Annotated in this window: 18 protein-coding genes; 5 read left to right on the plus strand and 13 right to left on the minus strand. The window is 71.9% G+C overall.

What is annotated here, in order from left to right:
- Positions 1-68 precede the first annotated feature (68 nt).
- The 4 genes from ACFFGY_RS16880 to ACFFGY_RS16895 form a co-directional block, all read right to left on the minus strand.
- On the minus strand, positions 69-491 hold the full coding sequence (locus ACFFGY_RS16880; protein ID WP_377045682.1) for a PaaI family thioesterase: 423 nt from the start codon (positions 489-491) through the stop codon (positions 69-71).
- A gap of 82 nt (positions 492-573) precedes the next feature.
- Positions 574-1,440: a flagellar motor stator protein MotA gene (gene motA / locus ACFFGY_RS16885; protein ID WP_377045683.1), complete on the minus strand. Its 867-nt coding sequence runs from the start codon at positions 1,438-1,440 to the stop codon at positions 574-576.
- A complete protein-coding gene (locus ACFFGY_RS16890) occupies positions 1,437-2,624 on the minus strand; it encodes a flagellar motor protein MotB (protein ID WP_377045684.1) in 1,188 nt (395 codons plus the stop codon). Before ACFFGY_RS16890 ends, motA begins: the two co-directional genes overlap by 4 nt.
- 207 nt (positions 2,625-2,831) lie before the next feature.
- Positions 2,832-3,593 carry an aspartate/glutamate racemase family protein gene (locus ACFFGY_RS16895; protein WP_377045685.1) on the minus strand — a complete coding sequence of 254 codons (762 nt, stop codon included), beginning with the start codon at positions 3,591-3,593 and terminating at the stop codon, positions 2,832-2,834.
- A 169-nt stretch (positions 3,594-3,762) separates the two neighbouring features.
- Between ACFFGY_RS16895 and ACFFGY_RS16900 the strand changes: the two genes are divergently transcribed.
- Entirely contained in the window at positions 3,763-5,838 is a 2,076-nt protein-coding gene (locus tag ACFFGY_RS16900) for a methyl-accepting chemotaxis protein (RefSeq protein WP_377045686.1), read from the plus strand.
- 74 nt (positions 5,839-5,912) lie between these two features.
- Here ACFFGY_RS16900 and ACFFGY_RS16905 read toward each other — a convergent pair whose 3' ends face one another.
- Together ACFFGY_RS16905 and rph are read right to left on the minus strand one after the other, a co-directional pair.
- A complete protein-coding gene (locus ACFFGY_RS16905) occupies positions 5,913-6,563 on the minus strand; it encodes a non-canonical purine NTP pyrophosphatase (RefSeq protein ID WP_377045687.1) in 651 nt (216 codons plus the stop codon).
- A complete protein-coding gene (gene rph / locus ACFFGY_RS16910) occupies positions 6,560-7,387 on the minus strand; it encodes a ribonuclease PH (RefSeq protein WP_377045688.1) in 828 nt (275 codons plus the stop codon). The genes ACFFGY_RS16905 and rph overlap by 4 nt, the downstream gene beginning before the upstream one ends.
- Before the next feature lie 256 nt (positions 7,388-7,643).
- Here rph and ACFFGY_RS16915 point away from each other — a divergent pair, with 256 nt between their 5' ends.
- A complete protein-coding gene (locus tag ACFFGY_RS16915) occupies positions 7,644-8,543 on the plus strand; it encodes a DMT family transporter (protein ID WP_377045689.1) in 900 nt (299 codons plus the stop codon).
- Positions 8,544-8,776: 233 nt separating this feature from the next.
- Complete coding sequence (hrcA, locus tag ACFFGY_RS16920) at positions 8,777-9,829, plus strand: heat-inducible transcriptional repressor HrcA (protein ID WP_377045817.1); 1,053 nt, start codon at positions 8,777-8,779, stop codon at positions 9,827-9,829.
- Positions 9,830-9,919: 90 nt separating this feature from the next.
- Here hrcA and ACFFGY_RS16925 read toward each other — a convergent pair whose 3' ends face one another.
- Together ACFFGY_RS16925 and ACFFGY_RS16930 are read right to left on the minus strand one after the other, a co-directional pair.
- Positions 9,920-10,240 carry a hypothetical protein gene (locus ACFFGY_RS16925; protein ID WP_377045690.1) on the minus strand — a complete coding sequence of 107 codons (321 nt, stop codon included), beginning with the start codon at positions 10,238-10,240 and terminating at the stop codon, positions 9,920-9,922.
- 120 nt (positions 10,241-10,360) lie between these two features.
- Positions 10,361-11,947: an ABC transporter substrate-binding protein gene (locus ACFFGY_RS16930; RefSeq protein ID WP_377045691.1), complete on the minus strand. Its 1,587-nt coding sequence runs from the start codon at positions 11,945-11,947 to the stop codon at positions 10,361-10,363.
- A gap of 340 nt (positions 11,948-12,287) precedes the next feature.
- Between ACFFGY_RS16930 and ACFFGY_RS16935 the strand changes: the two genes are divergently transcribed.
- A complete protein-coding gene (locus ACFFGY_RS16935) occupies positions 12,288-13,427 on the plus strand; it encodes a 2-aminoethylphosphonate--pyruvate transaminase (RefSeq protein WP_377045692.1) in 1,140 nt (379 codons plus the stop codon).
- A gap of 54 nt (positions 13,428-13,481) precedes the next feature.
- Here ACFFGY_RS16935 and ACFFGY_RS16940 read toward each other — a convergent pair whose 3' ends face one another.
- Positions 13,482-16,283 carry a [protein-PII] uridylyltransferase gene (locus ACFFGY_RS16940; RefSeq protein ID WP_377045693.1) on the minus strand — a complete coding sequence of 934 codons (2,802 nt, stop codon included), beginning with the start codon at positions 16,281-16,283 and terminating at the stop codon, positions 13,482-13,484.
- Entirely contained in the window at positions 16,283-19,081 is a 2,799-nt protein-coding gene (gene mutS / locus ACFFGY_RS16945; protein WP_377045694.1) for a DNA mismatch repair protein MutS, read from the minus strand. The genes ACFFGY_RS16940 and mutS overlap by 1 nt, the downstream gene beginning before the upstream one ends.
- Positions 19,082-19,203: 122 nt before the next feature.
- On the opposite strand from mutS, the gene ACFFGY_RS16950 reads away from it, so the two are divergent.
- Positions 19,204-21,504: an NADP-dependent malic enzyme gene (locus ACFFGY_RS16950; RefSeq protein WP_377045695.1), complete on the plus strand. Its 2,301-nt coding sequence runs from the start codon at positions 19,204-19,206 to the stop codon at positions 21,502-21,504.
- Between the two features lie 399 nt (positions 21,505-21,903).
- On the opposite strand, the gene ACFFGY_RS16955 is transcribed toward ACFFGY_RS16950, so the two are convergent.
- From ACFFGY_RS16955 to ACFFGY_RS16965, 3 genes are all read right to left on the minus strand, one after another.
- Positions 21,904-22,281 carry a septal ring lytic transglycosylase RlpA family protein gene (locus ACFFGY_RS16955; protein ID WP_377045696.1) on the minus strand — a complete coding sequence of 126 codons (378 nt, stop codon included), beginning with the start codon at positions 22,279-22,281 and terminating at the stop codon, positions 21,904-21,906.
- Between the two features lie 301 nt (positions 22,282-22,582).
- Positions 22,583-23,572: a class I SAM-dependent methyltransferase gene (locus ACFFGY_RS16960; protein WP_377045697.1), complete on the minus strand. Its 990-nt coding sequence runs from the start codon at positions 23,570-23,572 to the stop codon at positions 22,583-22,585.
- 66 nt (positions 23,573-23,638) lie between these two features.
- A complete protein-coding gene (locus ACFFGY_RS16965) occupies positions 23,639-24,655 on the minus strand; it encodes a Bug family tripartite tricarboxylate transporter substrate binding protein (protein ID WP_377045698.1) in 1,017 nt (338 codons plus the stop codon).
- Positions 24,656-24,922: the final 267 nt, after the last annotated feature.

Genomic DNA, 24,922 nt, shown 5'->3' on the forward strand with positions numbered 1-24,922 from the left:
TTGTCCCCCGCTGTCAACAAGACGCCGGAGAAACCACGATCAACTTCCGTGGATCACCCGGCCCGCGCTCAGCCGGGCACGCCTTCCCGGGACTCGCTGCCGCCGCGCCAGCGGTGGGTGCTGCTGCCGAAGGCCACCAGCAGCCCGTCGCCGTCGCGGACCTCGATCCGGCAGAAGTAGGTGCTGCGGCCCTGGGACACGACCGTCGCCTCGGCCACCACGCGGCTGGGCTCGGTCTTGCCGGTGAAGCGGCAGTCGAGGTCCACCGTCACGCCGAAGCGCCGGTTGCCGGGCACGCTGCACCACAGGCCGGCGAGGCCGGCGGCGTGATCCATCATCGCCAGGATCGTGCCGCCATGGACGATGCCCATGGGGTTGAGGTGCCGGTCCTCGGCCTCGAGGCTGACGCGGGCGAAGTTCTCTTCCCACTGTTCCACGTTGAAGCCCAGCGAGGCCGCCATGCCCTCGAGATGCGGTTCGTTCACGCTCATGCCTCCATGCGGCGCATCCTGACAGCGGCCCGTCAAGGCACCCTGCACCCGCGCCCAAGCCCTCGTGATCGGGCGCAGACGCTCAGCCGATCTGCAGGTCCTGCAGCACGGTTTCCAGCTCTTGGAAGCTCGGCATGTGCTGGCTGGGCGCCATCTTGCGGCCGGTTTCCACCGAAACCTGCGGCGCGTTGCCGTGCAGGTGGGCGACCAGCACGGCGCGGATGACCTCGTAGAACTTGCATTCCTCGTCCACCACGCCCTTCAGCCGCGCGGCCATCGGCGCCACCATGCCGTAGGCCAGCAGCACGCCCAGGAAGGTGCCCACCAGCGCGCCGCCGATCATGGCGCCCAGGATGGCGGGCGGCTGGTCGATCGAGGCCATGGTCTTGATGACGCCCAGCACCGCGGCCACGATGCCCAGCGCCGGCAGCGCGTCGGCCACGCTCTGCAGCGCGTGGGAGGGGTGCAGCTCCTCCTCGCGCAGTTTCTTGAGCTCGCGCGCCATCACGTCCTCGATCTGGTGCGGGTCGTCGGCGTTCATGCCTACCATGCGCAGGTAGTCGCAGATCAGCAGCACCGCGTGGTGGTCCTTGCTGATCTGCGGGAACTTGGTGAAGGCCGCACTTTCCTCGGGCTTCTCGATATGCGGCTCCAGCGCCATCGGTCCCTTGGTCTGCGCCAGGCGCACGAAGAAGAACAGCAGGCTCAGCAGCTCGACGTACTGCGCCTTGCGGAAGCGGGCACCCTTGATGATCTTCATCATGCCGCCGAGCACGTGCTTGATGTCGTGGATGCTGTTGGCCATCACGAAGGCGCCCAGCGCGGCGCCGCCGATCACGAGCATCTCGTGCGGCAGGGAATGCGTGATGATGTCGAACTTGCCGCCGGCGATGACGTAGCCGCCGAAGACGCAGGCCAGCAGGAAGACGAGGCCGACGATCGTGGTCATTGGCCGGTGGTCCCGGGCGCGGGGTTCTGCCGCAGCAGCAGGATGGCGACGCGGCGGTTGGCCGCGGCCTCGGGATGGTCGGGCACCAGCGGCTCGCGCTCGGCCAGGCCGGCCACGCTGCGGATGCGCGCTTCCGCCACGCCGCTGTCCACCAGGATGCGGCGGGTGACGTTGGCGCGCTCGGCCGACAGGTCCCAGTTGGAACGGTCGGTGCTGCGGAAGGGTGTGGCGTCGGTGTGGCCGGTGATGGCCACCGCGTTGGGCACCTTGCGGATCACCGCGGCGACGCGGGCGATCAGCGCGCGGGAGCGGTCGTTCACCGTGGTGCCGCCCAGCGCGAACATGGACTGCCGGTCGGCGTCGAGCAGCTGGATGCGCAGCCCTTCCGGCACCTGCTCCACCCGCAGCTGGCTGGCGAGGTCGGCCAGCGCCGGGTCGTCGCGCACGGCGTCGCGCAGCTGCTGCGCCAGCTGGTCGAGCTTCTCGCGCTCGCGCCGGTTCAGCTCCTCGCGCAGCGCGGCCTCGGCCGTGGCGGCGAGGTCGGCGTCGCGGGCGGCGAGGCTGGTTCCCCGCGGTGCCTGGGATTGCCCCTGGGATTGCGCCTGGAACTGTCCCAGCAACTGCGCCTGGGATTGGGTCCCGTTTTGGGCCCCGTTCTGCGCCGGGTCCTGCGCCGAAGACTGCGCCGGCAGGGCCCGGGCGAAACCGGTGTCCGCGGCCCCCTGGACGGAGGCCGCGGTGGCACGGTCGGTGTTGCCGGGGTCGAGGTCCGGGTCGTCGGCGCTGCCGGGCGGGGCCTGCCGCATCAGGACGGGCTGGGCCGGCGTGTCGCTGTCGTCGTCGCGCTCGATATCCTGCACCACGGGCATCGGCCCGTGTTCCAGCCGCAGCGCGCCGGTGTCGCTCACCTGCTGCCCGGCGGAATTGGGCGTCTTGCCGCCGAAGGGCTGGCCGCTGCCCGAGTCGGCCTGGGCCAGCAGGTTGGTGGGCGCGAAGTAGTCGGCCAGGCCGCGCTTCTGCTGCTCGGTGGTGGCGTTGAGCAGCCACATCAGCAGGAAGAAGGCCATCATCGCCGTCACGAAGTCGGCGTAGGCGACCTTCCAGGCACCGCCGTGATGCCCGCCCTCACCGCCTTCCTCGCGGCGGATGACGATGGTGGCACCGTCCTTCTGGCCTTTCGCCACGTATCCCGTGCCCCCGCGCCGTTTTGCACCGGGGCTTATCCTGCACCGCCGGGTCTTAAGCGGTGGTTGATCCGGCGGGGCGCGTGGCAAGAACTTGCTGCCGGCATACGCCCCGCGGCGAGGTCTGGCCGGGCTGACGGCCGACGACCCGTGGCCGGTTCCCGCGCCCGGCCCTGGGCGACAGCCCGGGCGATTCCCCGGCCGGCGTCAACGCCCGCCCGACAGCGCCGCGGCGAGGCTCGGGGACAGGCCGACCGAGGGTGCCGACGGCGCGGCGGGGAATGCCGCGGCGGAGGGCGCCAGGGCTGCGTCGAGGAGGCAGTCCAGGCTGTCGAGCACGGGCGTCGCCCCGCCGCCGATCGCCGCCAGCCGCGCCGCCAGCCGCGCCGCCACGGGGGGCGCGAGCCCGGCCAGGCCAGCGCCGCCCAGTACCACCGCCCCGGCGCCGTCGCGCACCGCCTCGGCGGCCGCTTCGGCCAGCAGCGCCGCCGATCCTTCGGGATCGCGCGCCAGCACGTCGCCCGGCGGTGCCACCGCGCGCACCAGCACCCGATCCGCCCCGTAGCCGAGGGCGTGGGCGAGCTCACCCAGCATCGGCACCCAGAGCGGACCGCCGGTCAGCAGCACCGCCCGCGGCGCCAGGCGGAGGGCGGCCTCGATGCTGGCCTCGGCCATGGCGCGGACGGGCAGCGGCACGATCTCGCGTGCCGCCAGCAGCCCGGGGTCGCCGAAGCAGGCGATCGCCACCGCGTCCACCGAGGCCGCGTGTTCCGCCACCTGTTCGATCACCGCGTGCGCGGCCACGGCGGCGGCGGCGCGCGTGGCGATGTAGCGCGCCCCGAAGCGCGCGGTGGCGGGTTGCAACACGACCTCCGCGCGGCCGAGCCGGTCGAGCCTGGCCTGCGCCAGGGCGCGGAGGCGTTCGGTCATCGCGGCATCGGTGTTGCCGTTGAGGAGCAGCATTCTCATGGCGCGGAGGATGGCAGCGGCGGCGCCCGCGGAAAACCGGGCAGTCTACGGGGCACGGTGTTTGGACCGTGGGTGTCGGGCGCCGCCACGCGACCGCGCGCGAGGCGAAACCGTTAAGGGGCCGCACAGACTTTGCTGGCCACGATGCGGTTCCCTTGGAGGTTCCACCGTGTCGCGCCGCTCCCTTGTCCGATCAATCCTGCTGCTGATCGCCTTTCCCCTCGCGCTGGTGCTGGCCGGCGCCGGCGTCGCCATGTGGCGCACCTGGAGCGATCTTCAGGTCGCAGAACATGCCCGCAGCCTCGCCGTGATCGACCGCCACCTGATGGCTTCGCAGGACCTGCAGCGTAGCCAGGGCGGCACGGAGGTGACCGCGCTGCAAACCCAGGACGATCCGCGCCCGCAGCTGGCCGAAGCGCGCTCCGGCATGCGCGCCAGCCTCGACCGCGCCCTGCAGTCGCTGCGCCGCTCCGGCCTGCCGGCCTTCACGGAGCAGGCCGATGCCCTGCAGTCGCTGATCGAACGGCAGGACTCGCTGGCGCGGCTGGTGGATGACCAGGCGGTCCAGCCGCGGGCGTCGCGCGACATCGCCGCGACGGGTCCGCGCGTCGACGCCTTCCGCAACACCAGCGACAAGCTCGGCGCGATCACCGATCAAGCCGGCAACGAGCTGCGCATGGTGGACCCGGTCTTCGCGGAGCTCGAGGACGTGCGCGGCGCCACCTGGGACGTGCGGCTGGTGCAGGGCCTGCAATGCGCCATGCTCCGTCCCGCCATCTCGACCTCGCGCGCCCTGACGCCGGCCGAGCTGCGGACGCTGGGCGGCTATCGCAGCATCACCAGCAACAGCCTCGCCAGCATCAACACGCTGCTGTCGCGCCCCGGCGCCTCGCCCGCGCTGCGCACGGCGCTGAACAAGGCCGCCGCCGACACCAACGGCACGAACGAGTGGGTGGAAGGGCTGCTGACGCGCCTCGACGGCAGCGGCCGCCCGGTGGTGCCGGCCGCCGAATGGACGCAGCGCTGCAACAGCCCCGCGCCGGCCATCATGGCGCTGGCGCTCGGCGCGCTGGACGAGGCGGTGGCGCTGTCGGACCGCGGCGTCGTGGCGGCCCGCTGGAGCTTCGGCGCAGCCTGCCTCGCGGCGCTGCTGGCGCTGGGCTTCGCGGTGCTGGCCACGCTGTTCCTCCTGCGGCGCCTGGCGCGGCCGGTGCGGATGCTGGGCGAGGCGGCGGATCGCTTGGCGACGCGGGACTTCACGACGCCGGTGACGCAGCCCCGCCACGCCGACGAGCTTCGCGGCATGGCCCAGGCCCTGGAAGGCCTGCGCGCCAGCGCGGCCGAGGCGGAGCGGCTGGGCGAGGAACGGCGTGCCTCGGAGGAAGCGGAGCAGCAGCGGGCCCGCGCGCTGGCCGCCCTGTGCCGGGATTTCGACGCCGAGGTCAGCGGTGCGCTGGGCGGGCTCGACGGTGCCGCGCGGCAGCTGCACGACACGGCCGGCGAGATGCGCTCGCTCGCCGGGCGTTCCAGCACCGAGGCCGGGGTGGTGGCCGACGCGGCGGCGAACGCGACCTCCTCGGTCGCGACGGTGGCCGCCGCGACGGAAGAGCTGACCGCCTCGATCCGCGAGATCACCGGCCGCGTGCAGGCCGCGGCGCTGGAAACCCAGGAAGTCACCGAGCGTGCGGAGCGGACCGACGGCATGGTGCAGACCCTGTCGCGCTCGGCACGCGGCATCGGCGACGTGGTGCAGCTGATCCGCCGCATCGCCGAGCAGACCAACCTCCTGGCGCTCAACGCCACGATCGAGGCGGCCCGGGCCGGCGATGCCGGCAAGGGCTTCGCGGTGGTTGCGGGCGAGGTGAAGACCCTGGCCAGCCAGACGGCCAAGGCCACCGAGGACATCACCGTGCTGGTGCGTGAGATCCAGGGCGCCACGGACGAGGCCGTGCAGGCCGTGCGCGGCATCGCCAGCGCGATCGACACGATCAACGGCAGCACCTCAGGGATCGCCGCGGCGGTGGAGCAGCAGAGCGCCGCGACCGAGGAGATCGCCCGCAGCATCCAGCTCGCGGCCCACGGGGTGGAGCAGGTGACCGTTACCATCGGCACCGTGGCGCAGGCGAGCCAGTCGGCCGGCGGGGCGGCGGAGCAGGTCTTCGGTCAGGTCGAGGACGTGGCCGCCGTGTCGCAGCGGGTGCGCGGCCAGGTGGAAGGCTTCCTGAGCGCCGTGCGGACGGCCTGAGGAAGACGTGGCGGGAGGCGCGGCCGGCTGTAGCTGGCGCCTCCCGCCGGGAAGGGTCGGAGCCGGCGCCCGGCTCAGCCCCCGGCCGGCGCCGTGCCTTCCAGCGGCGGCAGGCAATGTTCCGCCAGCTGTTGGAAGGCATGGGCGCGGTGGCTGATCGCGTGCTTCCGCTCGGGCGCCATCTCCGCGAAGCTCAGCGCTTCGCCGACGGGCACGAACATGGGGTCGTAGCCGAAGCCGCGCTCCCCGCGCGGGGGCCAGACCCAGGTGCCGTGCGCCTCGCCCAGGAAGCCTTCCGTGTGGCCGTCGGGCCAGGCCAGGACCAGGGCGCAGGAAAACCAGGCGGCGCGGTCCTCGCCCCTGCCGGGCACCTCGGCGGCGCGCTCGGCCACCAGCGCCATGGCCTTGGCATAGTCGCGCGTGCCGTCCGGTTGCATGGCCCAGTCGGCGGTCCAGACCCCGGGCATCCCGTCCAGCGCCCGCACCGAAAAGCCGGAGTCGTCGGCCAGCGCGACGCAGCCGGTGGCTTCCGCCGCGGCACGGGCCTTGATGGTGGCGTTGCCGATGAAGCTCGTTTCGGTTTCCGCGGGCTCGGGCAGGCCGAGCGCGCCGACGCCGGTGACCTCGAGTCCCCAGGGGGACAGCAGCGCCGCGACCTCGCGCACCTTGCCGGCGTTGTGGGTCGCCAGGATCAGCCGGCGCTCCGTGAGGCGGCGGTGGCTCATGCCGCACCTCCCGCGGGCGCGCCCGGTCGCGACGGGGCTGGCTCCGGGAGTCCCGGCCCTGGGAGTCCCGGCCCTGGGAGTCCCGGCCCTGGGAGGCCCGGCTCCGGCAGGCCCAGTGCGCTCCGCTGCGCGGCGAAAAGGGTCGCCGTGCCCTGGCGGGCCAGCGCCAGCAGGGCCTGGAACTGCGCGTCGGTGAAGGGCTCGGCCTCGGCGGTGGCCTGGACCTCCACGATGCCGCCCGTGCCGGTCAGCACGAAGTTGCCGTCGGCCCCGGCGGCGCTGTCCTCACGATAGTCGAGGTCCAGCACGGCCTCGCCCTGCCACAGACCGGCGGACACCGCCGCCACCTGCCCGACCAGCGGGTTGCGCGAGATGATGTTCATGCGGCGACAGTGCTCGAAGGCCAGGTGCAGCGCCACCCAGGCACCGGTGATCGCGGCGCAGCGGGTGCCGCCATCGGCGTTCAGTACGTCGCAGTCCAGCGTCACCGTCATCTCGCCCATGGCCTTGGTGTCGGTCACGACGCGCAGCGAGCGGCCGATCAGGCGCTGGATCTCCTGCGTCCGGCCGGACTGCTTGCCCTGCGCCGCCTCGCGCCCGCCGCGGCTGTGGGTGGCGCGCGGCAGCATGCCGTATTCCGCGGTGACCCAGCCCTTGCCGGAGTTGCGCAGGAAGCCCGGCACCCGCCCCTCGACGCTGGCGGTGCAAAGCACCTCGGTGTCGCCCAGGCGGATCAGGCAGGAACCCTCGGCATGGCGGCTGAAGCCGGTCTGGAGGCGGACGGGCCGCAGCGCGTCGGGCGCACGGCCGGAAGGGCGCGTCATCTCGGGGGTCTCCGCCAGTTGCCGGTGGGCCGGAGCCTCGTCAGGCCCGGCCGGGGGCGGTGGCATCGCGGCAGGGCGGGGTCCGTGTCAACCGCCGCGTCCTTGTTCCGCCATTCCGCGGGGCCGCGCCACCGTTTCGCGCCGCTTGCCCGGTTGCCCTCGCCCCTGGGGGGCGGCTAGTCGGGGTGCCGACGCGGTCCGACGATCCCCCGCTCCACCCCCTGCCCCACCCCCTGCCCCACCGGGAGACCCACCTTTGGAAACCACGGTGATCAAGGGCGTCCTGCTGTCCTTCCTGGCCTACGCCGCCTACGCCTTCAGCGACGCCAGCATCAAGCTGCTGGAAGGCACGCTGCCGCCGCTGGAGGTGGTGTTCATCGGCGCGCTGCTGGGCATCGTGGCCATCCCGCTGGTGCGCCGGCCGGGCGAGAACTGGGGCGACCTGTTCCGGGCCCGCAACTGGACGCTTTGGCTGCTGCGCGCCCTGTTCGCCGTGGTGGGCAGCCTGAGTTCGGTGGTGGCCTTCACGGCTCTGCCGATGGCCGAGGCCTTCGCGCTGATCTTCCTGCTGCCGGCCTTCGTCACGATCCTGTCCGTGGTGTTCCTGCGCGAACAGGTGGGCTGGCGGCGCTGGTCGGCGGTGGTGGCCGGTTTCGTGGGCGTGCTGATCGTGCTGCGCCCGGGCTTCCGCGAACTGTCGGTGGGCCATCTCGGGGCCATCATCGGCGGCTTTTCCGGCGCCATGACGATCATCCTGCTGCGCGCCATGGGCCCCACCGAGAAGCGCATCTCACTCTACGGCGCGGGGCTGATCGGACCGATCCTGGCCAGCGGCGTGCTGATGATGCCCCATGCACAATGGCCCACGCCGCACCAATGGATCTTTCTGCTGGGCTACGGGCTGCTGGCGGCGGCGGGCAACGTGCTGCTGATGCTGGCCTCCGCCCGGGCGCCCGCCAGCCTGGTGGCGCCGCCGCAGTACAGCCAGATGGTCTGGGCCATCGGCTTCGGCTACCTCGTCTTCGGCGACCACCTCGACGCGCTGATGTTCCTGGGCACGGGGGTGATCATGCTGGCGGGGCTGTTCACCTTCGTGCGCGAGCGCCAGCGCGGAACGCCGCGCGCCGAGCGCACGCCGCCGATCCACCCGCAGTAGCGCCGCGGTTCGCGACCCTGGCCGGTCGAAGCGCGGCGGGGTCGCCGCGTCGGGGCCGCCAGGAAGGGCCGCCAGCAGCGGGTGTCGGAAAGGGGTGCAAGCAAAGGGGCTGCCGCGACGGAACTGCGCGGCGGCCGTGCAATGTCACGATGTGGCGGCAGATTGACCCTCGCCGGGGGCAAACCTACCTTCGGGGCGTGCAAGACTGGACCACGTTTCCGCGCGCGCCGACGCTGTCACGGGGGCTGGCGAGCCTGCCCCCGGGGCTGGACGGGCGCAGCGCCGCCATCCTGCGACAGATCGTGGAGCTTTACGTCGAGACCGGGGGCCCGGTCGGTTCGCGCACCCTGTCGCGGCGGCTGCCGGTCACGCTGTCGCCCGCCACCATCCGCAACGCCATGTCCGATCTCGAGGAAGCGGGGCTGCTGTTCGCGCCGCATACCAGCGCCGGGCGCCTGCCGACGGAACGGGGCCTGCGCCTTTTCGTGGACGGGCTGCTGGAATTCGGCGACCTGACGGAGGAGGAGCGCGAGGCCATCGCCGCCCGTTGCGCCGCCTCGGGCCGCTCGCTCCAGGATACGCTGGGCGAGGCCGGGCGGATGCTGTCGGGCCTGGCGGGGGCGGCCGGGCTGGTGCTGGCGCCCAAGACAGATGACCGGGTCCGGCACATCGAGTTCGTGCCGCTCGGCACCGGCCGGGCCCTGGTGGTGCTGGTGGGCGAAGGCGGGCAGGTCGAGAACCGCGTGATCTCCGTTCCCGCGGGCCTGCCGACGGGATCGCTGGTGCAGGCCAGCAACTACCTCAACGCCCGCCTCAGCGGCCGGACGCTGGAGGATACCCGCACCGAGGTCACCGAGGAGATCGCCGCAAACCGCTCCGCCCTCGATGCGCTCACGGCGCAGGTGGTGGAATCCGGCCTCGCCACCTGGACGGGCGGCGGCGGGGGCTCGCTGATCCTGCGGGGGCAGTCGCGGCTGCTGGAGAACCTCGACCAGACGGCGCGCGTGGAGGAGATCCAGGCGCTGTTCGACCGGCTGGAAGCGCAGGAAACCATGCTGCGCCTCTTGGAGCTGGTGCAGCGCGGCGAGGGCGTCCAGATTTTCATCGGCGCCGAGAGCGGGCTGTTCGACGCTTCGGGCGTGTCGATGGTGGTGGCCCCTTTCCGCAACGGCAAGGAACAGATCATCGGCGCCGTCGGCGTTCTGGGGCCGACCCGGATCAATTACGGCCGGATCATCCCGGTGGTGGACTACACCGCGCGGGTGATCGGCCGGCTGCTGGGCTGACGGGAGCGCCGGGACCGCGTTTGCGGGCCCGGGACCCGTTTCGCGCCGGTATCGCCGGCCCTTGATCCCGCGCCTCCCGCTCCCGGGCCGTTACTCCTGGGCCGTTCCACTCAGCGGCGGCGCGCTGCGCGGCGACTCGCTCTTGCCCTGTGGCTTGTTGCCGGTCTGATCCCCGGTATGGTTCCTGGCCGCGACGTTGACGTTGGCTTCCTCGCCCGACTCGCCCGGGGGTGCCTTGGCCACGCTGTCGGCCGGATTGACCTTGTAGTCCTCCGGCGTCACGCCCTTGGCGTTCGGATCGTGCTGGTCGTCGGCCCGGTCGTGCGGACCGACATTGGCGGGACGCGCGGACTTGGTCTTGGTGCCACCGCCCCAGGTTTCGAACTCTTCTCTCAGCGTTTCTTCGGCCACGGCGGCACCTCCTTGCTGCAAGGGGTAACGCCCGGCTCGGCGCCCGGTTGAGGGGTTCGGGTCAGAGGATGATGGCCGGACGAGGCCCGGGCCGTGCGCACCACGGCCCGGGCAGCCGCGCTACTCGAGGTAGGTACCGACGAAGATGTTGTTGCCCAGCGGGATCTGCACGAAGTCGTGGACCTTCTTGGCCATCGCCACCGGATAGGGCACCTCCAGCCCGAAGACGATCGGGGCGGCTTCGAGGTAGCGCGCCTGGATCTCCCGGTAGAGCTCGGCCCGCTTCGCCACGTCCAGCTCCTCCTGGCTCTGGAGGAACAGGGCCTCCACGCCCTCGTCACGCCAGCCGGTACGCTGGTTCTGGCGCAGGGGATAGTAGGTGAAGAGCGAGGTGACCTGCTTCGGGTCGTTCAGGTCGTTGGTCCACAGCGCCGTGCGCATCTGGAAGTCGCTGTTGTTGGTGCGCGCCAGGCGGGTGGCGTTTTCCAGCTGCTCGATCTTCAGCTTGACGCCGAGCGGCGCCCACATCTGCTGCAGCGACACCAGCTTGGCGTTGTCGTCGACATTGCCGGCCAGCGCGAGGCAGGTGATCTCGAAGCCGTTGGAGAAGCCCGCCGCCGCCAGCAGCGCCCGGGCCTTGGCGAGGTCGTAGGGATAGGGCTGCTCCGGCCCAGAGGCCAGCGGCGTCGTCATCGGCATGAAGGAGCGCTGCGGCAGGCCAGTATTGTAGCTCACCAGCTGGTTCAGCGCCTGCTTGTTGGTGGCGTAGTTCAGCGCCTGCCGCACGCGCTGGTCCGACAGCGGGTTGGCGGTGCCGTCGGGCAGCTTCGGGCGGTTGTTCAGGCTGAAGTAGTTCACCTGCGCCGCCGGAAACAGCGTCATGTTCAGCTTCGGATCGTTGCGCAGCTCGGCCACGCGGGAATAGGGCACGAACTCGGCCGCGTCGATCTCGCCGGCGCGCAGCTTCAGGATGCGCGTGGAGTCGTCGGGCACGATCACCAGCCGCACGGCGTCGAGGTAGGGCAGCGCCTGCCCGTCGGCACCCTTCTTCCAGTAGTACGGGTTGCGGGTGAGCACCATCTCGCTGCCGCGGGTCCAGCGGCTGAGCACGAAGGGGCCGGAGCCGATGGGATGCTCGGCGAAGTTCTTGCTCTTCTCCAGCAGGTCCGCGCCCGGTGCCGCCATCAGCAGCTTTTCCGGCATGATGCCGCTGTTGAAGGTGGCGAGTTCCTGCAGGATCGCGGGATCGGGCTTGCTCAGGTGCAGGATCACGACGTCCTGGCCCTCGGTGTCGATCGAGGCCACGGATTCCAGCAGAAAGGCGAAGTCGCCGCCGGTGTCCTTGTTGCGCGCGCGGTCGAGCGACCACTTCACGTCGCCCACCGTGATCGGCGAGCCGTCGGAGAACTTCGTGTCGGGACGCAGCCGGAAGCGCAGCGTCTTGCCGTCTTCCGACAGCGTGTGCTCGACCGCGAGGCCGGGTTCGAGCCCCTTCCCGTCGGGCGTCGGCTGCAGGAGCGTGTCGTACAGGTTGAGCGAGATCCAGATATCGGCGTTCTGCGTCGTGTGGACGGGATCGAGGAAGATGCTGTCCATCGCGCGGCCGAAGCTGAAGGTGCCGCCGCGCTTGAGCGCCCAGGCGGGCAGCGGCGCCGCCAGCAGCGCCGCGACGAGGGCGGGTGCGATCCAGCGCAGGCGAGGTGTCATGCCGTTCGGTGTCCTGTTGCGGTGCGGCGCGCGCGAGGGGGCGCCCTGCACGGCGCCGAGCTTTCCGCGTGCCGACGGAATGGTCAAAACCATTCTGCGGCTGTCACGGATCGGCCAGCCCTCCGCCGCGCGCGCTTTGCCGGTTTGACGTGCAGATCCGCGTCTCCCGCGAGGCAGCCTGTCGCGCCGGCGTTCATTGCTGCCCCGCAACGCGCCGGATGCCGCATCGCCGCCGTCGCCCCCATCAAGCTGCCTGCGCTAGCCTCCTTCCCGATGCCTGCCGGTGCTGCCCGCCGGCGCCGCCTGCCGGCATTGCCCCGGCCTGACTGAGGATGCGCCCATGCCCCGTGATCCCGCCCTGCCGCTGCTGCTGACGCCAGGCCCGGTCAGCGTTTCGCGCAGCACCAAGGAGGTGATGCTGCTCGACCGGCCCTCGGGCGACGTGGAGTTTTCCGCCGACCTGCGCTTCGCGCGGGAATACCTAGTGAGCATCGTGAACGGCGGGGGGCGCTACACCGCCGTGCCGGTGCCGGGCAGCGCGACCTATGCCAACGAGGCGGTGATCGCCACGCTGGTGCCGGAGGGCGGCAAGCTGCTGCTGCACAGCAACGGCGTTTACGGCGACCGGCTGATCGAGATCTGCGAGGCGTTGGGCACGCCTTACGCCGTGTTGCGGACGGAGCCCTTCACCCCGCCCACGGCGGCGCAGTTCGAGGCGATGCTGCGCGCCGATCCCGTCATCACCCACATCATGGTGGTCCACTGCGAAACCAGCACGGGCGTGCTGAACCCGCTGGAGGAGGTGGCCGCACTGTGCCAGCGCTACGCCAAGCGGCTGCTGATCGACGCGGTGGCCTCCTTCGGCGCGATCGACCTCGACGCGCGAAGCTTGCGCTTCGACGCGGCGGTGCTGTCCTCCAACAAGTGCATGCAGGGCGTGCCCGGCGTCGGCTGGGCGGTGGTGGCGCGCGACGCGCTGGAAGGCGCCAAGGGCCACTGCCGCTCGCTCACGCTCGACCTTTGGGACCAGGAACAGCACATGCAGCGCACCGGCGGCTTCCGCTTCACGCCGCCGACCCACGTGGTCTCCGCCTTCGCGCAGGCCTGTCGTGAGCACGCGGACGAGGGCGGCGCGCCGGCGCGGCTGGCGCGCTACCGGCGCAACTGGCGGCGCCTGGTGGACGGGATGCGGCAGATGGGCTTCGCGACGGTGGTGCCCGATGCCCACGCCTCGCCGATCGTCGCCACCTTCCGCGCGCCCGAGCACCCGGGCTTCAGCTTCGAGGCGCTGTTCGCCGGCATGAAGCGGCGCGGCTTCGTGATCTTTCCCGGGCGGCTGGCGCTCGCCAACACCTTCCGCATCGGCTGCATGGGCGCGGTGGAGGAAGCCGACATCGCCGAGGCCATGGAAGCCCTGGCCGAGGTCATGACGGAGATGGGCATCCGCGATCTCGGCCGCGTCGAGGCGGCCGGGGCGTGAGCCACCGTTCCTGACTTATCTCCTGCCGCACCGGTTCGCCGGTGCGGCGGCACGTCAGAACACGGCGCGGACCACCGGCGCGGCGTCCTCGGCCTCCACCCGGGGGGACAGCGCCCCCAGGATGGCGTTGCGCAGCGAGGCCAGCTTGCGCTCGTTCTCGACCTTCAGCCCGAACACGTCCTTGACGTAGAACACGTCCACCGCCCGCACGCCGTAGGTGGTGATGTGGGCCGAGGCGATCTGCAGCCCCTGCTCGCTGATGGCCGCCGTCACGTCGTGCAGCAGGCCGGGACGGTCGCGGGCATTGACCTCGATCACGCTGTGCGAGGTGCTGGCGTGGTTGTCCAGCAGCACGCGCGGCGGCACCGTCACCGCGCGCAGGCGCGAGGGCTCGCGCCGGACCTTGCGGATCTCCTCGGCCAGGCGGATGCGCCCCGTGAGCGCGCCCTCGATCAGCACGCCCAGGCGGCTGAGGCGGTGCGGCGCTTCCAGCATCCCGCCGGTGGCGTCCTGCACCCAGAAGGTGTCGAGCGCCATACCGTTGGTCATGGTGTGGATGCGCGCGTCCACGATCGAGGCGCCGCCCAGCGCCAGGGCGCCCGCGATCTGCGAGAACAGGCCGGGATGGTCGGCGGCGAAGACCGTGACCTCGGTGACCGCGCGGCTGTCGAGCACGCGGGTGCGCACCGTCAGCGGCGCCGCGGTGGCCTCGGCCTCGCGCATCAGCGCGGCGTGGCGGGCGTGGGTGGCGGCGTCGAAGGAAAGCCAATAGCCGGGGTAGCCAGCGCGCAGAAAACTTTCCACCGCCTCGCGCGGCCAGTCGGACAGCAACGCCTCGACCGCCTGCTTGGCGCGCGCCACGCGCACGTCGCGCTCGGGTACCGACAGCCCGCCGGCCAGCACCTCGGCCACGCGCCAGTAGAGCTCGCGCAGCAGGGTGGCCTTCCAGCCGTTCCAGACCTTGGGCCCAACCGCGCGCATGTCGGCGACCGTCAGCAGCAGCAAGAGGCGCAGGCGCTCGGGCGACTGCACCACCTCGGCCAGGTCGAGAATGGTCTTGGGGTCGTCGATGTCACGCTTGAAGGCCACCTGGGAGATCAGCAGGTGGTTCAGCACCAGCCAGGACACCGTCTCGGTTTCTTCCGGCGACAGGCCCAGGCGCGGGCAGACCTCGGTCGCGATGGCGGCGCCGAGCTCGGAATGGTCGCCGCCGCGGCCCTTGGCGATGTCGTGCAGCAGCGTGGCGACGTAGAGCGCCCGGCGTGACTGCACCTGCCCGATCAGCTCCGACGCCACCGGGGCCACGTCCTCGAGGCCGCCCCCGTCCAGCGTGTTGAGCACGCCGATCGCCTCGATCGTGTGCTCCTCGACGGTGTAGACGTGGTAGGTGTCGAACTGCATCAGCCCGACGATGCGGGCCCAGTCGGGGATGAAGCGGCTGAGGAAGCCCACCTCGTTCAGCACCCGCATCCAGTGGGCCGAGGCGTGGCCGGTCAGCAGTTCCAGGAACAGCTCGCCCGCCGCCGGATCCTCGCGCAGCGGCACGGCGAAGCGGGCGTTGCGGATCAGCTGCCGATGGGCGAGCGGGTGCAGCTCCCACCCCCGGTCGCGCGCGATGCGCACGAGGCGCAGCATCACCGCCGAGTCGGCGGCGACGTCGAAGCCCGGCGCGATCAGGGCGCGGCCGTCGGCCAGCGTGATGCCAGCCGCCGTGTCCTCGGCACCCGGCGTGGGCTGCAGGGCGGGCGGGCCCAGGGTGGCGCGCTCGATCGCGGGCTCCAGCAACCGGCTCAGCCGCACCACGTCGCGGGCGGTGAGGAAGAAGTGCTTCATGAAGCGCTCCACCCCTTCCTGCTTGCCGTGCCGGGTGTAGCCCATGCGGGCGCCCACCACCGGCTGCAGGTCGAAGGTCAGGCGCTCCTCGGCGCGGCCCGTGGTGTAGTGGAGGTGGAAGCGCACCGTCCAAAGGAAGCTCCAGGCCCGGCGGAAGGCCCGCGCCTCATCGGCCGTGAGCAGCCCGCCGCCCGGGCTGTCGGAGCCCACGAGCTGCCACATCTTCTGGGTGCCGAAGGCGTAGGAGGCGAACCAGTACATGGCCTGAAGGTCGCGCAAGCCCCCGCGACCTTCCTTGATGTGCGGTTCCACCAAGTAAGGGCTGTCGCCGTAGCGCTTGTGGCGGGCCTGCCGCTCGGCGCGCTTGGCATGAAAGAACTGGCCGATGCCCCATTCGCGGCGCGCGGCGCCGAAGGCGGTCTCGAATTCCTCGAAGATGGCCGCGTCGCCCGACAGGAAGCGGGCTTCCAGCAGCGCCGTCTGCACCGTGGCGTCCTTGTGCGCCTCCTCGATGCACTCGGCGACCGAACGCGTGGCGTGGCCGACCTTCAGGCCCAGGTCCCACAGCAGGTAGAGCATGAACTCCACCGCGCGCTGCCCGCCGGGGTTCAGCGGCGCGCGCGACACGAACAGCAGGTCGATGTCGCTGAAGGGCGCCAGCACGCCGCGGCCGTAGCCGCCGGTGGCGGCGAGGGCGAAGGGCTCCTCCTCGGCCTCGGAGCCGGCGACGGCCAGGCTGTAGCGGTGGATCGCGGCGATCAGCCCGTCCATCAGCGCGCCCAGGCGGCGGCCGGCGAAAAGGCCCGGCAGCTCGCCGCGCTCGAATTCCTCCTGGATGCTGCCCTGGATGCGGCCGAGGCGGCGGCGCAGCAGCGACAAGGCGAGGTCGCGCGACAGCGGGGTGCCGCGGGCGGTGATGCCCGCAGGGGAAGGACCGGAGTAGAGCAGGCTCTCGGTCAGGGCCTGCGCGTCATCCGAGGAAGCAATGCTCACGAAGTCCAGGCTGTCGCCGAAGAGTTTCATCAACGTGAAGATAGGACTTCGCGTGGCTGCTTGACAGCACTTGCCTGCTGCGGTGCGGCGGATTTCAGCCGGTACAGCGCTTCCAACGCTTCGCGTGGCGTCAGCGCATCAGGATCGATCGCGTCGAGCAGCGCCAGCAGCGTTCCGATTTCCGGAACCTGTTCCCCTGCCACAACGGAATCAGTGGAATTCTCCGCCTGCCCACCATCCGCGGCGGCACCGTCCCCGCGCTGCGCCGCGGCCAGCAGCGGCAGTTCTTCCGCCAGCGGATCGAGGTTCCTGGCGCGCAGCTCCAGCGCCGCCAGCACCGCCTCGGCCCGCGTCAGCACCGCGCGCGGCACGCCGGCAAGACGCGCGACATGGAGGCCCCAGGAGCGCTCCGAGGCCCCCGGCGCCACGGTGTGGAGGAACACCACGCGGCCGCGATGCTCGCGCACCTCCATCCGCGCGGGGGCGAGTTCGGGCAGCTTGCCGGCCAGCGCCGTCAGCTCGTGGAAGTGGGTGGCGAAGATGGCGCGGCAGCGCAGCCGGTCGTGCAGCGCTTCCAGCACCGCCCAGGCGATGGCGAGGCCGTCCCAGGTGGCGGTGCCGCGCCCGACCTCGTCCAGGATCACCAGCGAGCGCGGCCCGGCCTGGTTCAGGATCACCGCCGTCTCGCTCATCTCCACCATGAAGGTGGAGCGGCCGCCGGCGATGTCGTCCGCGGCGCCCACGCGGGAAAACAGCCGGTCCACCAGTCCGAGCCGCGCTTCCGCGGCCGGCGCGAAGAGACCGGCCTGGGCCAGCACCACCAGCAGCGCGTTCTGCCGCAGGAAGGTGGACTTGCCTGCCATGTTGGGGCCGGTGAGCAGGCACAGGCGCCGCCCGGCGGACAGGTCGGCATCGTTGGGCACGAAGGCCGGCCCCTTGGCCCGGCGCAGCGCGGCGTCCACCACCGGGTGGCGGCCGCCGCGGACGCGGAACTCGGTGCCGCCCGTGATCTCCGGCCGGCACCAGCCGCCGCCGGCCGCGAGCTCGGCCGCCGCCTGCTGCACGTCGACCTCGGCCACCGCGGCGGCGGCGGCGTTGATCGCGCCCGCCGCGTCCAGGCACAGGCCGCGCAGGTGCGCCACCACCCGCGCCTCGCGCCGGGCCGCTTCCTCGCGCGCCGAGCTCAGCTTGCGGTCCAGTTCCGCCAGCGCCAGGCAGGTGAAGCGGTGGGCGTTGGCCATGGTTTGCCGGTGGATCGGCGCGTGCGGGCCTTCCATGGCCTTGGCCCGCAAGAGCGCCTCGCCGGCCGAGGCCGGGACCTCCACCAGGTGGCCGAACTGCTGGTGGTGCTTGATCTTGAGGCTGGCGATGTTCCAGGCGCGCGCCAGTTCCCGCTGCATCTCCAGGATCGCCTCGCGCGCCCCGTCGCGCAGCCGCCGCAGCGCGTCGAGCTGACCATCGTAGCCGGCGGCCACCACGTTGCCATCCTCGAAGCGGGCCGGCAGTTCCTCGGCCAGGGCGCGGGCGAGTTCGGCGCGGGGCGAGCCGTCAGGCATCAGCGCCACCGCGGCGCGGGTGAGCAGCAGCGGTACCTGGGAGGGTTCCCGCAGCGCCTCGCGCATCGCCTCGGCGCGCGTCAGGCCGTCTCGCAGGGCGGCGAGGTCGCGCGGGTTGAAGCGGCCGACCGAGAGGCGCCCGAGCGCCCGGGCCATGTCGGGGGCGCCGCGGAGCGACTGCCGCAGCCGCTGCCGCAGCGCCGTTTCGGCGAGGAGGAACTCCACCGCGTCGTGGCGCGCGGCGATGGGCCCGGCCTCGGCAAGGGGGGCGGCCAGGCGGGCGGCGAGCTCGCGCCCGCCGGCGCCGGTCAGCGTCCGGTCCACCGCGGCGAAAAGGCAGCTCTCGGCCTCGCCGCGCTCGGAGCGCAGGATTTCCAGCGAGCGCCGGGTGGCGGCGTCCATGCGCAGCGTGTCGGCGCCGCCCCGGCTCTCGGGCGGCGACAGGCGCGGCATGGTGCCGCCCTGGGTTTGCAGCACGTAGTCGAGCGCGGTGGCCAGCGCCGCCGTCTCGGCCGGGCCGAAGCTGCCGAAGCCGTCGAGGACCGGAACTTCCCAGGCGGCCTGGAACAGCCGCGCCTCGTCGCGCGGCGCGGTGGCCGCGCGGAGGCGATGCTCGAAGCCGGACAGGGCGGGAGCGTAGGCGGCACCGGGTTCGATCAGCGCCGGCGGCACCAGGATCTCGGCGGGCTCCAGCCGCGACAGCAGCGCCGCCGCCTCGGCTATCGTCAGCGCCTCGGTGGACACGGCGCCGGTGGAGATGTCGAGCCAGGCGGCGCCCAGCGCCCCTTCCCCCGCCGCGCCTGCGGAGGCAGCAGGCGCGGAGAGGGCCAGCAGCCAGGAGGCGCGGCCGCCTTCCAGCAGGCTGTCCTCGGTTACGGTGCCAGGGGTTACCACCCGCACCACCTCGCGCCTGAGGGTCGAGGCCTTGCGGGCCTTGGCTTCCTCCGGGGTTTCCATCTGATCGCAGATCGCCACGCGGAAGCCGCGCCGCAGCAGCCGGGCCAGGTAGGCCTCGTGCGCGTGGGCCGGCACGCCCGCCATGGGGATCGGCTGCCCGCCGTGCTCGCCGCGATGCGAGACGGCGAGGTTGAGCACCTCGGCGCCGGTGACCGCGTCCTCGAAGAACATCTCGAAGAAATCGCCCATGCGGAAGAACACGAGCGCGTCAGGATGGGCGGCCTTGGCGGCGAACCACTGGGCCATGGCCGGCGTGGCGCCTGCGGGGTCGCGCCGCGCGGCAGGGGAAATGGCGTTGGCAAGATCGGATGGCATGCAAACCCAGCCTAGCCGCCCATGCCGCAGGCGCGAAGCACCCCGCTTTCCCCGGCCCGCAAAGGAAGGCCATAAAGGCTCCTCGCCTTAATTCATGCTCTAGCTCAAGGACGCACAGACCGATGGACGGTGGACCCAAGGCTCTCCCCAAGGACTCCCGCACGGCGCGCGTCACCGACGAGGAGGCCCTGGCCCTCCACGCCGAGGGCAAGCCGGGCAAGCTGGAAATCCGCCTTACCAAGCCGCTGATCACCGCGCGCGACCTGAGCCTCGCCTATTCGCCGGGTGTTGCGGTGCCGTGCCTCCATATCCACCGCGACCCGGCCACGGCCTACGACTACACGGCCAAGGGCAACATGGTGGCCGTGATCTCCAACGGCACCGCGGTGCTGGGCCTGGGCAACCTGGGCGCGCTGGCCTCCAAGCCGGTGATGGAGGGCAAGGCCGCCCTGTTCAAGCGCTTCGCCGACGTGGATTCGGTGGACCTGTGCGTCTCGACCGAGGACGTGGAGGAGTTCGTCAACTGCGTGCGCTACCTCGCGCCCTCCTTCGGCGGCATCAACCTCGAGGACATCAAGGCGCCCGAGTGCTTCGTGATCGAGGACCGTCTGCGTGAGCTGATGGACATCCCGGTCTTCCACGACGACCAGCACGGCACCGCCATCGTGGCCGCGGCGGGGCTGATCAACGCCTGCCACCTGACGGGCCGCGACCTGAAGACCACGCGCCTGGTGATCAACGGTGCCGGCGCCGCCGCCATCGCCTGCGCCGAGCTGGTCAAGGCCATGGGCATGCGGCCCGAGAACATCCTGATGTGCGACACCAAGGGCGTTCTGTACCGCGGCCGCACCGAGGGCATGAACCAGTGGAAGTCGGCCTACACGGTGCAGACCGACGCCCGCACCCTGACCGACGCGCTGACCGGGGCCGACGCCTTCTTCGGCCTGTCGGTGAAGGGCGCCGTGACGCAGGAGATGGTGAAGCTGATGGCCGACAAGCCCATCATCTTCGCCATGGCCAACCCCGACCCGGAGATCACCCCGGACGAGGCCAAGGCCGCCAAGCCGGACGCGATCGTGGCCACGGGCCGCTCGGATTACCCGAACCAGGTCAACAACGTCCTGGGCTTCCCCTTTATCTTCCGCGGGGCGCTGGACGTGCGGGCCAGCACGATCAACGACGCGATGAAGGTCGCCGCCGCCCGGGCGCTGGCCGAGCTGGCGCGCGAGGACGTGCCGGAGGAGGTGTCCGCCGGCAAGCCGATGCGCTTCGGGCCTGAGTACATCATCCCCAACGCCTTCGACCCGCGCCTGATCTCGCGCGTCTCCCCCGCCGTGGCCGAGGCCGCGATGAAGAGCGGCGTGGCGCGCCGGCCGATCGAGGACCTGCGCCGCTACACCCGCGGGCTGGAAAACCGCCTCGACGCCGGTGCCGGCGCGCTGGAGGCGATCACCGAGCGGGTGCGGGCCAACCCGCAGCGCGTGGTCTTCGCCGAGGGCGAGGAGGAGAAGGTGATCCGCGCCGCGGTGGCCTTCCGCAACGCCGGCTACGGCACACCGGTGCTGGTGGGGCGCGAGGACCGGATCATGGCCAGCGTGGCCTCGCTGGGCATCCCCTTCCCCGACGGCGTCGAGATCCACAATGCCCGCCTGTCGGACAGCAACAAGCGCTACGCCGACTATCTTTATGGGCGCCGGCAGCGCGAAGGCTTCCTGTTCCGCGACGTGCAGCGGATGGTGAACCAGGACCGCCACGTCTTCGCCGCCTGCATGGTGGCGCTGGGCGACGCGGACGCGATGGTGACGGGCTCCACCCGCTCCTACGCCGCGACGCTGGACGGCATCACCATGGCGCTCGACGCCGAGGATGGCGGCGTGCTGTTCGGCCTGACCATGCTGCTGACCCGCGCCCACGGCACGGTGCTGATCGCCGACACCACGGTGCATGAGCGCCCCGACGCCGCGACGCTGGCCGCCATCGCCCGGCAGAGCGCCGCCCAGGCGCGCCGCCTGGGGCTGGAGCCGCGCGTGGCCTTCCTCAGCTTCTCCACCTTTGGCGACCCGCGCGGAACCATCCCCGGCTCCGTGCGCGACGCGGTGAAGCTGCTGGACAGCCAGGAGACCGACTTCGAGTACGACGGCGAGATGGCGGCCGACGTGGCGCTCGACCCGTCGCTGCGGGCGCTCTACCCGTTCTGCCGCCTGACCGGCAGCGCCAACGTCCTGATCATGCCGAGCCTGCACGCCGCCCATATCCTGAGCACGGCGGTGCCGCGGCTGACCAACGCCACCACGATCGGGCCGGTGCTGATGGGGCTGAACAAGCCGGCGCAGATCGTGCCGCTCTCGGCCTCGGTGAACAGCGTGCTCGACATGGCCTGCCTGGCCGCGCACGAGGCCATCGACGGCAAGAAGGAAGGCTGAGGCCGCAACCCGTCGGGCGGTGGGTCCTTCCGCCGCCCGGCGAAACTGCTTCCGCACGATGATCCGGCGGGATTGCCCGACGGGCGCGTCGGGCAAGTCGCCCCGTGAACTGCCGGTTGGAACTGTTTGGTGGGAACACCGGGCGGGCCACCCGGTCAGGTCGCCCAGTCAGACTGCCCACTCAGGCCACCAACTCAGGCCGCCCACTAGGGCAGCCGATGGAAGACATCCGTGGAAACCGGGTGGGCAACGTGGGGGCCAGCCGTGCCGGGGCGGTGATCGCCGCCCCGCTTCACCCCTCCGGTGGCAGGTCATCCCCGCCACCCGGCATCCGCCGGGTCAAGCGGCCCGGCGACGTCACGCCCGTTCGGGCAGCGACATGCGTTGACGAAAGGGTGCTTACGAGGTCGGCAGGTCGATCGGGGTGACCTCGACCATGGCGGTGCCCTGCGCGCGCATGCCCAGCAGCTCGGCGGTATAGGGGCTCACGTCGATCACCCGGCCGCCGACATAGGGGCCACGGTCCTCGATGGTGACCACGGTCACGCGGCCGTTCTCGAGGTTGCGGACCTCGGCCTGGGTGCCCAGCGGCAGGGTCAGGCTGGCGGCGGAGTTGGAGTGGCGGTCGAAGCGCTCACCATTGGCCATCAGCCGGCCGTGGAAGCGGGACGCGTAGTAGGAAGCACGACCACGCTGCGACTTGATGTCATGGTCCTGCTGCGCTTCCAGCTTCACCACGATCTCCTCGGGCGCCTCGGTGGCCAGGGCGGCCCCCATGCTTCCGAGCATCACACACAGGGTTGTCGTCAGGATCTTCCGCACGCCGCCACGCCGCTCCTCTGTTGCCGGGCAGAGGTTCCATGCGCAAAAAATAGTGATCGCGCAACCTTGACAATTTTTTCTGTTTCGTAGCCGTCCGTCGGCTAATTTCCGGTTCCGAGGGGCCGACAGGCATTTTCCGCCCTGTGAGCGCCGGTTTTCGCGATCAAAACGATGCGATTGCTGGCAACCGGGCGGATAATCTTTTTTCGAAGAACCTGCCGGGAGCCGCCTGGCCGCGCCGCCGGAACCCCGTCCGTCAGCCCCCAGCCCGCACGATCAGCGCCGCCGAGGTCGAGACGCAGCCCCGGACCGAGAGCTTCAGGTGCGGGGTTTCGCCGGAATCCACCGGAAAGGGCCACTCCTCGTTGCGGGCATAGGGCGGCAGGTCCACGAAACGGTCGAGCACCCCGTTCCCGATCGCGAAGTCGAAGGGCAACGGGTGGTGCCCGGCCCGGCGCAGACGCTCCGCCAGGGCTTCCAGGTGGCGGCGGCGGAACAGCACGGTCGGGCCGCGCTCCACGCCCGGGCCCGTGTCGTGGAGGTTGAACTCGGTGGTGTGCACCGCGATCCCGCCCGGGCGCAGGCAGCGCATCGCCTCGGTCACGAAGCGCAGGCCCGCCTCGATCGAGCCCAGGTGCTCGAAGGAGCAGACCGACCAGACCACGTCGAAGCCGCCGCGCTGGAGGTCGGCCGGGATGCTGCTCATATCGGCCACGCGGTGGGTGACCCGGGCATCGAAGGCATCGCGGTCGAGCAGGTGCGGCTGAAACAGCGTGTCGCGGCTGGAGCCGTGCTGCGCGGTACGGATCCAGTCGCGCGCACGCCGGTCGCCGGGGTCGAGATCGGTGGCCACCACCTCCATGCCGTGGGCCGCGAACAGGCTCGGCAGGTATTCCGCCCCCACCGCGAAGCCCAGGGCGCGTTTGCCGGGCACCAGCATCCCGGCCTCCCAAACGGCCTGGGGCACGAAGCAGTCTTCCCAGACTTTGCGGTGATAGAGCGGCGCGAAGCGCTGCCGGCCACACCAGTAGCGCAGCCAGGGGGCCTCGATGTCTTCCTGCCGGCACAGGCGGCCGGTGAGGCCGGCGGGCACCGGCTCCGTCACCGCGGGCGCGTCGTAGCCGGCGATGCCCTGGTCATAGGCGGCGCGCGCCAGGGTGGAGCCCATGAGCTTGGTGTTCCAGGCCATCACCTCGGCCTCACGCCGCCGCCGGCCACCCCGCAACCAGTCCAGCACGCGTGCCACGGAACCCCACTGCCTCATCATCGCGCCTGTTTGCCCGTGCCCAGGAAGGGCGGATAGGGGGCGGCCTCAGCTGTCGAGGCGGATGCCCAGTTCGCGGATCAGCGGGCGCCAGCGGGCACTGTCGGCCGCCACCATCGCGGCGAAGCCCGGCACCGTCATCGCCTCGCTCTCGATGCCCAGCGTCGCCATGCGGCTCTGCGCCACGGGCGAGGCCACGGCCTGGTTCAGCGCGGCGTTCAGCCGCTCCAGCACCGGGGCGGGCGTGGCGGCGGGCACGGCCAGGGCCTGCCAGCCATAGGCCACCGCGTCGGACACCCCAAGCTCGATTGCCGTCGGCACCTCGGGCGCCGCGGCGGAACGGCGCTCGCTCAGCACCAGCAGGGCGCGGGCCGAGCCGTCGCGCAGGAAGGGGATGCCGGTGGCGCTGTCCACCACCACGCTGTCCACCGTGCCCGCCACCAGGTCCTGCATCGCCGCCGGCGCACCGCGATAGGGCACGTGCTCGGCCGGGAAGGTGCCGGCGCGCCGGCGCAGCATCTCCATCGCCAGGTGGTGCGGCGAGGCCACGGCGGGCGAGCCGTAGGTCGGCGCCTTCACCCGTGCCGCCGCGACGTAGTCGGCGAAGGAGCGCTGCGGGCTGTCGGCACGCACCGCGAGAAACAGCGGGAAGCGCCCGATGAAGCCCACCCCCGCGAGGTCCCGGTCGGGGTCATAGGGCAGCCGGGCATAGAGCGCCGGGTTGTAGACGAGGTTGCCGTTGTCGGCGTGCAGCCAGGTGTAGCCGTCGGGGCTTGAGCGGGCGACCAGCTCGCTCGCCAGCACGGCGCCGCCGCCGGGGCGGTTCTCCACCACCACGTTCTGGCCGATCGCGCTGCCCATCTCGTGCCCGATTAGCCGGGCGAAGACGTCCGAGGCGCCGCCGGGCGGGTAGCCCACCACCCAGCGCGGCGGATGATCCGGCCAGTTGCCGGCAGCCGCGGCGGGCACCTGGGCGGGAAGCTGGGCCTGAGCACGGCGGATCCCCGGCGCGGCGAGAACCGGCAGGGCGGCGAGGCCGGTCACGAGAAGGCGGCGTTGAAGCATCGCTGGAGGATTCCGCAGGATCGGGCGCTGGTCGGCCCCGGAATCGCGACGGGGCCGCGACCGGAACGAGCGCCTTCTAAGCACGCGCCGTGCCGCGCCGCCATGCGGGTGCGGCGCTGCCGGGACGGCTTGCCGGCCCGATGCGGCTGCGGGAACGGCCTGACCGTCACGCAGCGGCGTCAGGCGCGGGGCTGGCGCGGCGGCCGTGCGGAAGGATGCCCATGTCGTCGGGGCAGATCGGGGCGCACCACCGGAACGCCCCTGCCC

This window comes from Roseomonas elaeocarpi (assembly GCF_042433915.1).
In the GTDB taxonomy this organism is placed as follows: Bacteria; Pseudomonadota; Alphaproteobacteria; order Acetobacterales; family Acetobacteraceae; genus Roseomonas; species Roseomonas elaeocarpi.

Bases quoted from the DNA above. Each gene is read 5' to 3' on its own strand.
- ACFFGY_RS16880 (WP_377045682.1), bottom strand. From the start codon at position 491: ATGAGCGTGAACGAACCGCATCTCGAGGGCATGGCGGCCTCGCTGGGC.
- motA (WP_377045683.1), bottom strand. From the start codon at position 1,440: ATGACCACGATCGTCGGCCTCGTCTTCCTGCTGGCCTGCGTCTTCGGC.
- ACFFGY_RS16895 (WP_377045685.1), bottom strand. From the start codon at position 3,593: ATGAGAATGCTGCTCCTCAACGGCAACACCGATGCCGCGATGACCGAA.
- ACFFGY_RS16905 (WP_377045687.1), bottom strand. From the start codon at position 6,563: ATGAGCCACCGCCGCCTCACGGAGCGCCGGCTGATCCTGGCGACCCAC.
- rph (WP_377045688.1), bottom strand. From the start codon at position 7,387: ATGACGCGCCCTTCCGGCCGTGCGCCCGACGCGCTGCGGCCCGTCCGC.
- ACFFGY_RS16930 (WP_377045691.1), bottom strand. From the start codon at position 11,947: ATGACACCTCGCCTGCGCTGGATCGCACCCGCCCTCGTCGCGGCGCTG.
- ACFFGY_RS16935 (WP_377045692.1), top strand. From the start codon at position 12,288: ATGCCCCGTGATCCCGCCCTGCCGCTGCTGCTGACGCCAGGCCCGGTC.
- ACFFGY_RS16940 (WP_377045693.1), bottom strand. From the start codon at position 16,283: ATGAAACTCTTCGGCGACAGCCTGGACTTCGTGAGCATTGCTTCCTCG.
- mutS (WP_377045694.1), bottom strand. From the start codon at position 19,081: ATGCCATCCGATCTTGCCAACGCCATTTCCCCTGCCGCGCGGCGCGAC.
- ACFFGY_RS16950 (WP_377045695.1), top strand. From the start codon at position 19,204: ATGGACGGTGGACCCAAGGCTCTCCCCAAGGACTCCCGCACGGCGCGC.
- ACFFGY_RS16955 (WP_377045696.1), bottom strand. From the start codon at position 22,281: ATGGGGGCCGCCCTGGCCACCGAGGCGCCCGAGGAGATCGTGGTGAAG.
- ACFFGY_RS16965 (WP_377045698.1), bottom strand. From the start codon at position 24,655: ATGCTTCAACGCCGCCTTCTCGTGACCGGCCTCGCCGCCCTGCCGGTT.